This window comes from Mycolicibacterium sp. XJ870, assembly GCF_053483975.1.
In genome coordinates this window covers 40,205-53,087 of the sequence record NZ_JBEFTI010000002.1, presented here as the reverse complement: position 1 = coordinate 53,087, position 12,883 = coordinate 40,205, and the positions used below count along the sequence as shown (strand labels likewise).

The following is a 12,883-nucleotide window of genomic DNA, read 5'->3' as shown; positions in this document are numbered from 1 at the left end:
CTTGCGTTGTCGGATGCGCAGCGATCTGCGCCGCCGTCAGTCAATCACGCGCGGCACGGTTGACGGCCGAGACAACGGCACGAAGTGATGCAGTCGTGATCGAAGTCGCGATGCCGACGCCCCATACGGTCCGGCCGCCGATCGACGCCTCCACATAGGCTGCCGCTTGGGCTTCCTCGCCGGAGGACATGGCGTGCTCGGAGTAGTCCAGCACGTTGACGTCGAAGCCGACGGCGCCCAATGCGTCGACGAATGCGGCCAGCGGACCGTTCCCGGCGCCGACGATTTCGCGTTCCTCGCCGTTGATCTTCACGATCGCCGTGATGGTGTCGGTTCCGCCGTCGATCTCAGCGGCAACCACCTTCTGTCGCATGCGTTCCAGCGGCGTGATGGGCGCCAGATACTCCTCGGAGAAGGCATCCCACATCTCCTTGGGTGATACCTCTCCGCCCTCACCGTCGGTGATCTGCTGGATCGCCTGGCTGAACTCGATCTGCAACCGCCGCGGCAGTACCAGGCCGTGGTCGGCCTTCATGATGTAGGCGACGCCGCCCTTGCCGGACTGCGAGTTCACCCGGATGACGGCCTCATAGGTACGGCCGACGTCACGTGGGTCGATCGGCAGATAGGGGACCTGCCAGAGGATGTCGTCGACGTCCTTGTCGGCCGCGTCCGCATCGACCTTCATCTGGTCCAGGCCCTTGTTGATCGCGTCCTGGTGGCTGCCGGAGAACGCGGTGTACACCAGATCCCCGCCGTAGGGGTGACGTTCGGGCACCGGCAGCTGGTTGCAGTACTCGACGGTGCGGCGGATCTCGTCGATGTTGGAGAAGTCGACCTGTGGGTCGACGCCGCGGCTGAACAGGTTCATGCCCAGGGTCACCAGGCACACATTGCCGGTGCGCTCACCGTTGCCGAACAGACAGCCCTCGATCCGGTCGGCCCCCGCCTGGTAGCCCAATTCCGCTGCGGCAACGGCAGTTCCGCGGTCATTGTGCGGGTGCAGGCTCAGGATGATGGAGTCGCGTGGGGACAGATGCCGGTGCATCCACTCGATCGAATCGGCGTAGACGTTCGGCGTTGCCATTTCGACGGTGGCCGGCAGGTTGACGATCAGCGGCAGTTCGGGTGTCGGCTGGACGATGTCGGCCACCGCGTTACAAACCTCGACGGCGTACTCCAGTTCGGTGCCGGTGTAGGACTCCGGCGAGTACTCGTAGCGCCACTTGGTGTCCGGGTACTTCTTGGCCTCCTCGACGCACATCCGTGCGCCGTCGGTGGCGATCTTCTTGACCGCATCGCGATCGGCGCGGAACACCACCCGGCGCTGCAGGATCGACGTCGAGTTGTAGAAGTGCACGATCGCCTGGGGGGCACCCGCGCACGCCTCGAAGGTCTTCGAGATCAGCTCGGGTCGGCACTGGGTCAGCACCTGGATCGTCACGTCATCAGGGATCGCGCCCTGCTCGATGATCTCGCGGACGAAGTCGTAGTCCGTCTGAGATGCCGACGGAAAACCGACCTCGATCTCCTTGTAACCCATCCGGACCAGCAGGTCGAACATGCGCCGCTTGCGCGCCGGGCTCATCGGGTCGATCAGTGCTTGGTTGCCGTCACGCAGGTCGACCGCGCACCACATGGGTGCTTTGTCGATGACGTGGTCCGGCCAAGTGCGGTCCGGCAGAGTGACGTTTTCAACTTCAGAGGCGAAGCTGCGATACCGGCTGACCGGCATCGAGGATCCGCGCTGGGTGTTCCAGGAGGGCTGGCCGTCGCGGCGAGGGCCGGCCGGGGTGGTGATGGTGCGTACCGAACTGAATGCGTCGGCAGAAACGTCGTGGGTGGTCATGATATTTGCTCCGGTGTCTTGGGATTAACCCTTGTGGATTCAGACCGGCGCATCGCGAAAACCCGCGACGGGAGGCCAGTCTGGATCAGACCCCGTCGCGGCGTCCGAGAAGGAGCACCCGCTGCACAGTCGACATCGCAAGCCACTGTACTCCGCGACGTCCTCGGGCCAAAACCGCAGGCTCTGGCGCCGGAGTCGCGCAGCCGGTCACGCCTCGAGTCTGGCCCGAACGGCCTCGAGGCGTCGCTGCAGTTCTGACTCATCGATGACGCCGCGCACCAACAGGGAGTGTGCCAACGACACCAGCTGATTCTCGGGGTAGGGCAGGTCCGCATACACCGTCGTCGACAGCGCGTCCTCCTCGTCCCGCCGTTCCTTGAAGCTGAGTACCTCTGCGCCACACCATGAGTGATCGAGGGCGTCGCAGAGGCCGTCCAGGCTCGACTTCCACGGTGGCACAGGGTTTTCCACGCCGTACTTGGCGGCCATCCGCGGCCACACCTGATCACGGTCGACGATCTTCTTCAGCGCCCCTATCTCGTCGGCCATCTCCTCAGCCCGCCGGATGGATCGCGGGCCGCGTGTCGACGATGACGTTGGTGGTGACGCCGGGTTTGGGCAGCGCGACGCCGATGAGGCAGTCGCGCGTCAGGATCTCGGCGAGCTGGTCTTCGGTCCAGCCGTCGGTGCCGTCCGGCCGCATCGGCATCACCATGAACCGGTGTTTCTGGTTGGAGTCCTCCACCCGGACCTCGACATCATCGGGCAGGTAGAGCCCGAATTCGGCGAGCACCTGTCGCGGCCAGCGGACCAGGCGCCGCCGGTAGTTCGGGGTGCGGTACCACTCCGGGGAATTGCCCAGGATCGGCCGCGGATAGCACGAGCACAACGCGCAGACGATGACGTTGTGCAGCGTCGGGGTGTCTTCGAGGATCTTGAACGCGGTGAAGTCACTCGGGGTGCCGAACCCGGTGGGTTCCATCCAGTCGACGCCGACCTCCTTGCTGGCGGCGAGTGCGTCGGTGAGGGCCAGCTGTTTGAAGTCCGGGTCGAGCCAGGCCCGGGCGACCAGGCGTGCGGCGGGCGTCGGGCCGATCTGCTCGGCGAACTCGGTGAAGCGGCGGTGTTCCTCGGCGGTGAAGATGCCCTTCTCGATGCAGAGCTCACGCAGGGCGATCTCCAGTACCTCGAAGTCGGTGATCTCGTCGACCATGGGTTTCACTGTGCGGTCATGGTCATGGTCGTGATGATCGCTCATGCCTTCTCCAGCCAACGCTCGGGAATCTCGGTCTGCAGGGTGTCGGTCGCCGTTCCGGTGTAGCCGTGCCACAGCTCCGCCTGGTTGAACCGCACGATGTAGAACCACTCCGGTTTCGCGTCGGTGCGGTCCCACGTCTCGTCCTCGGCAGCCGGGCTCTCATAGGTGACTTCGGCGATCTCGCCCCGAGCGCCGCGGACGTATTCGGGGGTGCGGGTGTAAAGGATTATCGGCAGCTCCCGCACCGTCACCGCGTCACCGACTTTGAACTTCGGCTCGCCGGCCTGTCCGGCATACACCTGCGGATCGCCCTTGCCGACCGCGCGGATGTGGTGCTCGTTGCGTTTGACGTCTGCGCCGTCGCCCTCGGATTTCGGCTGGGCCTCGAGCGCCCGCCCGGCCAGGCCGCCAACGTAGCGGCCCTGGACCTCGGCCATCCGCTGGGTCAGCTCACCGAGGCTGATGTGGTGTTTTTCCACCAGGACGCGCGCCACGGCCCAGAGCCACCGACCGTAATAGGGGAACCCTTGATAGATGGCGCGACCCACGTCGACGTTGCCGATCCGGCGACGTTCCTCCGAAAGCCAGATCCCGCGCCAGGCGAGCACCTCGCAGATCACATAGGTCATATGCTCCCAGTACTCGTAGTCCTTGTTCTCGTACTTCATCGGAGCATCGGGTTCACCGCCCACGTCGTGGACGGTCTTCATGTACGCCAGGAAGCGCTCATGGTCGAGGAGATCGGGCGTTGGCGCATCAGGGATCTCGGGATACCCGGACTTGAGCCGGCCGACGAGATCGAGGTGCGCTGCGCGTTCGGCGGCTGTGCTCACGGGGGTCCCCTTGGTCGAGCAGATGTCGAGCAGACGTGGTGTGACTTTAGCCACGCTGCCACCGGGGCGTGGCGAAATCGGGTGCTTACGCGGGTGAAAATAAAGTCCTGGAAAGGACTTTCGGTCACACCTGCGAATCGGGGAAGGCGATGACGGAGAGGAACCGGATCGGAAGCTCGACCAGATCGACCGGTCCGTGCGCGCCCTCGCCGTCGATCTGTAGTGAATCGCCGGGTTGCAGCCGGTACACCGAGCGGCTGTGGCTGTAGTCCATGACCCCTTCGAGCATGTAGATGAACTCGGTGCCGGGATGCTGGAACAGCGGGTAGGTCTGGCTCTTCTCGGTGAGCGTCACGTGCAGGCACTCCAGCCGCTTGTGCTCGCCGCGCAGTGAGCTCAGCAGTTGATACTCGTGGCCCTGCTTGGTGCCGTTGCGCACGATCTCCGGACCGGTGCCTGCCTTCACGAACGCGGCGGGACGCTCCACATCGGCGCCGCGGAACAAGCTCGTGACCGGCACGTCGAGCCCCTTGGCCAACAGCGCCAATGTGGACAGGCTGCACGAGGTCTGTGCGTTCTCGATCTTGGACATCATGGCCTTGGAGATGCCGACGCGGGCCGCCATCTCGGCGACGGTGAGACCGTGCTGCTGGCGGAGTTGACGGACGTTCCGGCCGATCGCGGCCTCGAATTCAAGCTCCTCGACCGGTTCGTGCGGATCACGCTCCCGCGCCGTACCTGACTTGTTGCGGAGTAGCGGAACGTCGCTCACAACTGCCCCCTATCGCATCTCTCCCGCTCCGACATATGGATACGGGCTCTTGAGCAAAGTGTCCTCGGCGAACCGGCTCAACCGGAAATCGGACTCCGGAATCCGCGGGTCGCCGCTACGGCCGTCGGTCACCAGATCGGCAATCAACTTGCCGACCGCAGGCGCGATCTTGAAGCCGTGTCCGCTGAAGCCCGCCGCGACGACCAGACCGTCGATGCCGGTTTTGGATATCACAGGGTTCCAGTCCGGGGTGACGTCGTAGCAGCCGGCGTAACTGCCGGCGATCGCCGCGTTGGGCAAGCCGGGGAAGCGAGCGCTCACCTTCTCGACGGTGAGGTCGACGAAGTCGTCGGTGGCCCGGTTGAGGTAGTCGTCGGGGTCGGCGTCCTGGCAGTGTGCCAGATCGCTGTTGCCGAAGAGGATCTCACCGCCCAGTTCCGGCCGGACATATTGGAGCGACACCAGATCGGAGAACACCGGCACCGGTCCGAGCTCGAGGCCGGGGGAGATGGTGACGATCTGCTCACGCACCACGCGGATTGGCACGTCCACGCCGTACGGCTTGAGAAACGGCTGCGTCCAGGCGCCCGTGGCCACGATGACCGTGCCTGCCGAGACCTCGGTGCCATCGGCGAGCCGCACGCCGGTGACGCGGTCGCCGCCGAGCAACAGTTCAGTGACGTTGCAGCCCTGTTGGATTCGCACCCCGGCCGCCCTGGCCGAGATCGCGAAGGCCTGCGCCGTCTGGTACGCGTCGCCGTAACCGCCACGGGCCTCCCAGCCGAACGCCGCGAACGGACTCAGGTCGGCATACGGCCACAGTTTCGCGACCTCGTCGGCGTCGATCTCCTCGGTCTGCACGCCGACCTCTCGTTGGGCGGCCAGACTCTTGCGTAGCGAGTCGACGTTGGGCTCGCCGACGCCGACGACGTAACCGGTCTGCCGGAAGCCGATATCGTCGCCGAAGATCTCCTGGGCTTTTTCGAAGACCTCGAGCCCGACGGCGGCCATCGCGGCCAGTGAGCTGACCCCGTAGTGGCACCGCACGATCCCGCTCGACTTGCCGGTCATCCCGGACCCGACGGTGTTGCGTTCGGCGACAAGCACATCGGTCACACCACGCTGGCTCAGGGCCCAGGCCGCCGCAGCTCCTTCCAGCCCGCCGCCGACGATGATGACGTCTGCGGTGTTCACTGGCCCGGAATCCAGTTCGTGCCCGCCAGCGGCACCCGCGCCATCGCCGCCGCCTCGATGGTGACCGCTACGAGGTCCTCCGGCTCCAGATGGCACACGTGCGCCTTGCCGCAGGCCCGGGCGATCGTCTGGGCTTCCATGGTCAGCACCCGCAGGTAATTGGCCAGCCGCCGGCCGCCTTCTATCGGGTCGAACCGCGCGGACAGTTCCGGGTCTTGCGTGGTGATCCCGGCCGGATCCCGGCCGTCCTGGAAGTCGTCGTAGAAACCGGCTGCGCTGCCCAGCTTTTCGTACTCCGCGGCATACCGGGGGTGGTTGTCGCCCAGCGCGATGAGTGCGGCCGTGCCGATCGCGACGGCATCGGCGCCCAGCGCCAGCGCCTTGGCGACGTCGGCTCCGGAGCGGATACCGCCGCTGACGATCAACTGGACTTTTCTGTGGACGTCCAGCTCTTGGAGCGCTTGCACGGCCTGCGGGATCGCCGCCAAGGTGGGAATGCCGACGTGCTCGATGAACACCTCCTGGGTGGCGGCCGTGCCGCCCTGCATCCCGTCGACGACGACGACGTCCGCGCCGGCGTGCACGGCCAGCTTGACGTCGTAGTAGGTGCGGGTGGCACCGACTTTGACGTAGATCGGCTTCTCCCAGTCGGTGATCTCCCGCAGCTCGTTGATCTTGATGGTCAGGTCGTCGGGGCCCGTCCAGTCCGGATGTCGGCAGGCTGACCGCTGGTCGATACCCTCTGGCAACGTGCGCATGCCAGCTACGCGGGGAGAGATCTTCTGCCCCAATAGCATTCCGCCGCCGCCGGGTTTGGCGCCCTGGCCGAGCACCACCTCGATCGCGTCGGCCTTGCGTAGATCGTCGGGGTTCATGCCGTAGCGCGACGGAAGATACTGGTAGACCAGGTGCTTGCTTTGCCCGCGTTCTTCCGGGGTCATCCCGCCGTCGCCAGTGGTGGTCGAGGTACCCGCTTCGCTGGCGCCGCGGCCCAACGCCTCCTTGGCCGGGCCGGACAGTGCGCCGAAGCTCATGCCGGCGATGGTGACCGGAATATCGAGGTGCAACGGATGTTTGGCGTACCGGTCACCGAGGACGACGTCGGTGCCACACCGCTCCCGGTAGCCCTCCAGGGGGTACCGGGACATCGATGCGCCGAGGAACAGCAGGTCGTCGAAGTGCGGCAGTGAGCGTTTGGCGCCCCAACCCCGGATGTCGTAGACACCGGTCTCGGCGGCACGCTGGATGTCGGCGATCGTGTTTCGATCGAAGGTGGCGGATTCACGCATCAGTAGCTTCTCGCATTGTCGACGTGGAAGTGGTAGAGGTTTCGGGCCGAGCCGTAGCGGGTGTAGTCGGCGGTGTCGTCGTCGCCGAAGCCACTGGCCGCCAACAACTCCGCGAGCTCGGCGTGATGCTCGGGACGCATCTGCTTGGCGACGCAGTCCGCACCCAACGATGCGACGCTGCCCCGCACGTAGACGCGTGCCTCATAGATCGAGTCCCCGAGTGCTTCACCCGCATTGCCGCGGACCACGAGACGGCCGGCCTGGGCCATGAATGCGCTCATGTGCCCGATGTCGCCGCCCACCACGATGTCGACGCCCTTCATCGAGATACCGCAGCGTGCGGCGGCGTCGCCTTCGATCACCAGCAGGCCACCATGTGCGGTGGCGCCCGCGGACTGCGACGCGTTCCCTTTGACCCGGACGGTGCCGCTCATCATGTTCTCGGCCACGCCGGTGCCGGCGTTGCCGGTGATGGTGATGTCGGCGAGTTGGTTCATGCCGGCGGCGTAGTAACCCACGTGGCCGTCGACGCGGACCCGGACGGGTGCGTTGACGCCGACCGCGACGTTGTGGGCCCCGGCCGGGTGCTCGATGACGAAGTCGCCGTCCAGGTCCGGTTGGTGCAGTGCGGCATTGACCTCACGCAAAGGCGTTGTGCGCAGGTCGAAAGATTCAACGGATAACGTGGCCCCTATTTTTTCCACGCGTACACAACCTCCGGTTCAGGTTCCCAGATCTTGGCGGATTCGACGCCGGGCAGCTCGGACAGCGCGCGGTACTCACTGGCCATGGCCACCCAGTCGGCGGTTTCCGCGATCACCGCGGGCTTGCAGGCGATGGCGTCACGTACCACTGCGAACGAATCGTGGTTCGACACCAGCAGCGTGTAGAAGCCATCAAAGGCTGCGACGAGGCCCTTTAATGCCGTCTCCACGTCGCGGCCCGCCGCCAGCTGTTGCGCCACGAACCGCGCGCCCACCTCGGTGTCGTTCTCGCTGTCGAACTCGACTCCGGCCCGGCGCAGATCACGCCGGATCGTGGCGTGGTTGGCGAAGGATCCGTTGTGCACCAGGCACTGTTGCGGCCCCACGGTGTAGGGATGGCAGCCCGACGGCGTCACCGCCGACTCGGTGGCCATCCGGGTGTGCCCGACGCCCTGCCAGCCCTGGGCCTTGGACAAGCCCCACGCGTCGGTGAGGGCACGGGGATGACCAACGCCTTTGAGCACGGCCAGGTCGGCGCCGAAACCGGCGATCAGCGCCGTTGGATATGCCCTCCTGACGCGCTCCAGCAGTTCTTCGGACCGCATGTCGGCCGACAACAGATAGGTCGAATCCACCTGCACCACATCGACGTCCGGGCCCAGCTCGGGCTGTTCGGCGCCGATTTCGATGTCGGTCACCGACACGCAGCCGCGCCCGGCCGGCGACCACACCGGGTCCCCGTACACCGCGACGCCGGCCGAATCGGCGCCGCGGTCCGACATTTCGCACAGCATCCCGCTGAGTAGTTCGCCCAGCCGGGGATGCAGCTCCGGTGTGCGCAGGTGTAACCCCACGATCCCGCACATTGTCGTCGTCCTCTCAGAAGGCCGTCAGGTAGGTGTCGATCTCCCACGGTGTGACGGCACCGTGGTAGGTGAAGAACTCCTCGCGCTTGACATTCGCGAAGTAGGAAGCAACACCGTCGCCTGCGACGTCGAGTACGCCGGCGACCACCGGATCGGCCTCGAGAGCGTCGACTGCGTGCAGCAGGGTAGGCGGCAGGTTCGCAGGTCCTTGGGCACCGACGGCGCCGGGGTCGACACTGCGCTTGATCCCGTCGAATCCGGCGCCGAGTGCCGCGGCGATCGCCAGGTAGGGGTTGGCCGAACCGTCCCCGCCACGCAACTCGACGCGCTGGTTGTCCGGCACCCGGATGTAGTGGGTGCGGTCGTTGCCGCCGTAGCTGGGTTTGCGCGGCGCCCAAGACGCTCCGGAGGCAGTGGATACGGCCCCGGTTCGCTTGTAGGAGTTGACTGTTGGCGCGACAACGGACTGCAGCGCGCAGGCATGGTCAAGGATCCCGCCGATGAACGAGTACGCCGTTTCCGACAAGCCCAAGCCGCGATCGTCGGTGTCACCGGGAAACACCGGCTTGCCGGCACTGGTCAGCGACAGATGAAAGTGCAGGCCGCTACCGGTGCGGTCGGAGAAGGGCTTGGGCATGAAGGTGGCGACCATGCCACGTTCAGCCGCGATCATCGACAGCAGGTAGCGCAGCGTGATAACGCGGTCGGCCGTGGTGAGTGCGTCGGCGAACTCGAAGTTCTGCTCGAACTGGCCGTTGCCGTCCTCGTGGTCGTTGGCGTAGTTGGCCCAACCCAGCTGGTTCATCGCCGTGGAGATGGCGGTGAGGTGGTCATACATCCGCGTGACGCCGCGGGCGTCGTAGCACGGTTGGGCGGCGGTGTCGTCGGCGTCGGCCGTGCACAGGCTGCCATCGGCATTGCGGCGCAGGAGAAAATACTCGACCTCCGCGCCCACCCAGGGCTCGAATCCGGCATCAGCGGCCTGCTGGATCAGGCCCTTGAGGATGACACGCGGTGCATACGGCCACGGCTTGCCTTCCACATGCGGATCGCAGTGCACCAACGCCAGCCCGTCCTTGATGAACGGAATCGGCGTGAACGACGCCGGATCGGGGATGGCTATCAGGTCGGGATCCTTGGGCTCCTGGCCCATGGCACCCACGGCATAGCCCGCGAATCCGACTCCCTCGGTGGCCAGCTGGTTGACCGCCTCGACGGGAACCAGCTTGGCGCAAGGCTTTCCGCGCAGATCCACAAACAGGGCGAGGATGAACTTCGTGCCGGATTGTTCGGCGAGTGTGGCGAGATCGAGGGTCATGGGCTCCAGAACTTTCGTCTCTTGTTGGGAATCAATGTATCACTAGATGAAACATTCGCAAGCCGACAAAACCCCGGTGACCGGTAGTCACCGGGGAATCATCGTTCAGGTCAGGCGAATTCGAGCTCGTAGGCCGAGTCCCGGTGGAACTTGGCGTCGATACCCTTCTCCTCCTCGTCGGGCGAGATGCGGATGCCCATCGTCTTCTTGATGGCGAACGCGATGACGAAGGCGACGACGAACGAGTACGCCATCACCGCAGCTGCCGCGACCGCCTGCCGCCAGAGCAGGTCGATGCCTCCGCCGTAGAGCAGGCCGTTGACGGCGTTGGGCATGCCCTCGGTGGCGAAGAAGCCGATCAGCAGAGTGCCGATGACACCGCCGACCAGGTGTACACCGACCACGTCCAGCGAATCGTCGTACCCGAACTTGTCTTTGAGCCCGACGGCGTACACGCAGATCGCACCGGCGATGCCGCCGACGAAGATCGCACCGATCGGGGAGACCGAACCACAGGCGGGGGTGATGGCTACCAGGCCTGTGATGGCCCCCGAGGCGGCGCCGACTCCGGTGACGTGACCGGTCTTGATCTTCTCGGCGGCCAACCAGGCCAGCACCGCCGCGCAGGTGGCGACGAACGTGGTGACCATGACGATCGCGGCCGAGTTGCCTGCGGCCAGCGCCGATCCGCCGTTGAATGCGTACCAGCCGGCCCACAGCATGCCTGCGCCGAGCAGCGTCAGCGGGACGTTGTGCGGCTTGCGCAGCTGACCGAACATCGCCGACTTGCCGAGCACGATCGCCACGGCCAGGGCGGCCGCGCCGGCGTTGATGTGCACCGCGGTGCCACCGGCGAAGTCGACCGCGTGCAGCTTGTTGGCGATCCAGCCGCCGACCGAGTCTTCGGTGACGACGCCGTCGAAGGCGAACACCCAATGCGCGACGGGGAAGTACACCAGCACCGCCCACACCGCGGCGAAGATCATCCAGGCGCCGAACTTCATCCGGTCGGCGACCGCACCGGAGATCAGCGCGACGGTGATGGCCGCGAACAAGGCTTGGAACAGGGAGAACAAGCTGATCGGCAGCCCGTCGACCGTGGTCATCGGTTCCATCAGGTCCGTCATGCCGGCGAATTCCGTGAAGCTGCCGACAAATCCGCCGTAGGACGTGCCGAAGACCATCGAGAATCCGAAGAGCACCCAGAGCAAGCCGACGACCGCGACCGCACCGAAGGTCATCATCATCATGTTGGTCGAGCTCTTCACCGACACCATGCCGCCGTAGAACAGCGCGAGTCCGGGAATCATCAGCGTGAGGCCGATGATGCAACACAGCATGAATGCCGTGGTTCCTGTATCCATCTACATCTCCTGGGGATGCGCGGCCCGGTTCAGGCCGACCACTGGCAGTAACTGTCGTTTCTGTTACGTAGACGGGATCGTGATGTTGCGTGTGCGTAAACGAATCTGGCCGGTCCGCACTTATCGTTGGCCTGTGGCCGTGATCAACGTGAAGACGCATGGTGCGACAGGGGACGGGACAACCGACGACTACCCGGCCGTGATGGCTGCGATCCAGGAGGCCGTCGATGCCGGCGGTGGCACGGTGTTCTTTCCGGCCGGTGAGTACGCGCTGTCGGGATCGATCGGCAACGGGGCGGAGGGGTTCGCGCAGCTTTGGCTGCTCGGCGACGGCGAACGTGCTGCGCGCCTGCGGGTGACGGAGAACGTCGCGCCGATCAGCGGGCACTGGATCGAATGCCGGATCGAAAACCTGAAGATAGACGCCAACTTTCAGGGCTCACCGGCACTCGATGTGGACCTGGACAAGAGCTATGTCAAGCACTGCTGGCTCGATGGCTGGACCGATTACGGCATGCGGATCAACGCCAACATCGAGGGCCTGCTGAACTGGATCGACGACAACTTCATCGAGCAGTGCACCGGCTACGGCATTTACACCACCTACCACTTCTACGACTCGTGGATCGTCAACAACAACATCGGCTCCAGTGGGCCGAATCTGTCTGTCGAGGCCGGGCCCGTGCGCATCATCGCCAACCACCTCGACGGGGAGCCGTCGAACAATATCGAGCTGCGGGGCAACAAGTCGCTCAACATCATCGGCAACATCTGTGAGAACGCCCGCAAAGAGGCGATCGTCTTCACCATGCCGTCGTGGGCTGACACCGACAACGAGCAGGTGGCCATCGTCGGCAACAACATCACCAACGGCGGCAAGATCGCACCGGGCACGTATCCCGCCATCGGCATCTATTCGGTTGACGCGGAGCGCCGGACGATGGGGTTCAACATCACCGGCAACTTCATCGCCAACGTGGACGAGGGTGCCGGCTGGAGCTACGCGGTGGACGCCCGATATGTCGACGACCTCGCGATCTCCGGAAACCAGTGGGACAACAACGGATACAGCGTCGCCCCGGTTCGCGCCGAGGGGCGCAACGTCGGCATCGCCGGTAACACGTCCGGAAATCGCCCGGCGCGCGTGGTGATTACCGCCGACGACGACGTGGCCCTCGGCTCCGCGGCCGGCACCGACTACGTGTACCTGCTGGGCCGGGGCGCCGAGGCGACGCTGCCCACCGCCGTCGGCAACACGAACCGCTACACGGTGAAGAACACCGCTGTCGGGGCGAGCCGGCTCCACGCGCCGAGCGGTCAGGAGGTCGACGGTGAGCGGCACGTTCGGGTGGGCGGGGGGAACGCGGTCGACGTCATCTCCGACGGCGAGAACTGGTGGACCGTATAAGCGTCGCCCCTGTGAGGACTCCGTAACG

The 12,883-nt window shown here is 65.4% G+C and carries 12 protein-coding genes; 1 reads left to right on the top strand and 11 read right to left on the bottom strand.

Going from position 1 to position 12,883, the window contains the following annotated elements; translation table 11 throughout:
- Positions 1 to 40: 40 nt before the first annotated feature.
- The 11 genes from leuA to ABQF30_RS11555 all read right to left on the bottom strand — a co-directional run bounded on the left by leuA (position 41) and on the right by ABQF30_RS11555 (position 11,447).
- The gene (gene leuA / locus ABQF30_RS11605; protein WP_448463725.1) at positions 41 to 1,849 is read right to left on the bottom strand and encodes a 2-isopropylmalate synthase; all 1,809 of its coding nucleotides are present in this window, start codon (positions 1,847 to 1,849) and stop codon (positions 41 to 43) included.
- 207 nt (positions 1,850 to 2,056) lie between these two features.
- A complete protein-coding gene (locus ABQF30_RS11600) occupies positions 2,057 to 2,398 on the bottom strand; it encodes a thiocyanate hydrolase (RefSeq protein ID WP_448463723.1) in 342 nt (113 codons plus the stop codon).
- Between the two features lie 4 nt (positions 2,399 to 2,402).
- Positions 2,403 to 3,107: a thiocyanate hydrolase subunit gamma gene (gene scnC, locus ABQF30_RS11595; protein WP_448463721.1), complete on the bottom strand. Its 705-nt coding sequence runs from the start codon at positions 3,105 to 3,107 to the stop codon at positions 2,403 to 2,405.
- A complete protein-coding gene (locus tag ABQF30_RS11590) occupies positions 3,104 to 3,940 on the bottom strand; it encodes a nitrile hydratase subunit beta (RefSeq protein WP_448463719.1) in 837 nt (278 codons plus the stop codon). Before ABQF30_RS11590 ends, scnC begins: the two co-directional genes overlap by 4 nt.
- 124 nt (positions 3,941 to 4,064) lie before the next feature.
- Positions 4,065 to 4,712 (bottom strand): type II toxin-antitoxin system RelB family anti-toxin, encoded by a 648-nt coding sequence (locus ABQF30_RS11585; RefSeq protein ID WP_448463717.1) that lies wholly within the window; start codon positions 4,710 to 4,712, stop codon positions 4,065 to 4,067.
- Positions 4,713 to 4,721: 9 nt separating this feature from the next.
- Entirely contained in the window at positions 4,722 to 5,906 is a 1,185-nt protein-coding gene (locus tag ABQF30_RS11580) for an NAD(P)/FAD-dependent oxidoreductase (RefSeq protein WP_448463715.1), read from the bottom strand.
- Positions 5,903 to 7,195 (bottom strand): FMN-binding glutamate synthase family protein, encoded by a 1,293-nt coding sequence (locus ABQF30_RS11575; RefSeq protein WP_448463713.1) that lies wholly within the window; start codon positions 7,193 to 7,195, stop codon positions 5,903 to 5,905. The genes ABQF30_RS11580 and ABQF30_RS11575 overlap by 4 nt, the downstream gene beginning before the upstream one ends.
- Complete coding sequence (locus tag ABQF30_RS11570; protein ID WP_448463711.1) at positions 7,195 to 7,899, bottom strand: protein glxC; 705 nt, start codon at positions 7,897 to 7,899, stop codon at positions 7,195 to 7,197. Before ABQF30_RS11570 ends, ABQF30_RS11575 begins: the two co-directional genes overlap by 1 nt.
- Complete coding sequence (locus tag ABQF30_RS11565) at positions 7,887 to 8,765, bottom strand: class II glutamine amidotransferase domain-containing protein (protein WP_448463709.1); 879 nt, start codon at positions 8,763 to 8,765, stop codon at positions 7,887 to 7,889. The genes ABQF30_RS11570 and ABQF30_RS11565 overlap by 13 nt, the downstream gene beginning before the upstream one ends.
- Positions 8,766 to 8,778: 13 nt before the next feature.
- Positions 8,779 to 10,083, bottom strand: a complete 1,305-nt coding sequence (glnT, locus tag ABQF30_RS11560; RefSeq protein WP_448463707.1) for a type III glutamate--ammonia ligase — start codon at positions 10,081 to 10,083, stop codon at positions 8,779 to 8,781.
- A 110-nt stretch (positions 10,084 to 10,193) separates the two neighbouring features.
- Complete coding sequence (locus ABQF30_RS11555; protein WP_448463705.1) at positions 10,194 to 11,447, bottom strand: ammonium transporter; 1,254 nt, start codon at positions 11,445 to 11,447, stop codon at positions 10,194 to 10,196.
- Between the two features lie 133 nt (positions 11,448 to 11,580).
- Here ABQF30_RS11555 and ABQF30_RS11550 point away from each other — a divergent pair, with 133 nt between their 5' ends.
- Positions 11,581 to 12,855, top strand: a complete 1,275-nt coding sequence (locus ABQF30_RS11550) for a glycosyl hydrolase family 28-related protein (RefSeq protein WP_448463703.1) — start codon at positions 11,581 to 11,583, stop codon at positions 12,853 to 12,855.
- The last annotated feature ends 28 nt before the right edge of the window (positions 12,856 to 12,883 follow it).

What these genes read in the sequence shown, in the direction of transcription:
- ABQF30_RS11600 (WP_448463723.1), bottom strand. Translation starts at nt 2,398, where the DNA reads ATGGCCGACGAGATAGGGGCGCTGAAGAAGATCGTCGACCGTGATCAG.
- ABQF30_RS11565 (WP_448463709.1), bottom strand. Translation starts at nt 8,765, where the DNA reads ATGTGCGGGATCGTGGGGTTACACCTGCGCACACCGGAGCTGCATCCC.
- scnC (WP_448463721.1), bottom strand. Translation starts at nt 3,107, where the DNA reads ATGAGCGATCATCACGACCATGACCATGACCGCACAGTGAAACCCATG.
- ABQF30_RS11555 (WP_448463705.1), bottom strand. Translation starts at nt 11,447, where the DNA reads ATGGATACAGGAACCACGGCATTCATGCTGTGTTGCATCATCGGCCTC.
- leuA (WP_448463725.1), bottom strand. Translation starts at nt 1,849, where the DNA reads ATGACCACCCACGACGTTTCTGCCGACGCATTCAGTTCGGTACGCACC.
- glnT (WP_448463707.1), bottom strand. Translation starts at nt 10,083, where the DNA reads ATGACCCTCGATCTCGCCACACTCGCCGAACAATCCGGCACGAAGTTC.
- ABQF30_RS11575 (WP_448463713.1), bottom strand. Translation starts at nt 7,195, where the DNA reads ATGCGTGAATCCGCCACCTTCGATCGAAACACGATCGCCGACATCCAG.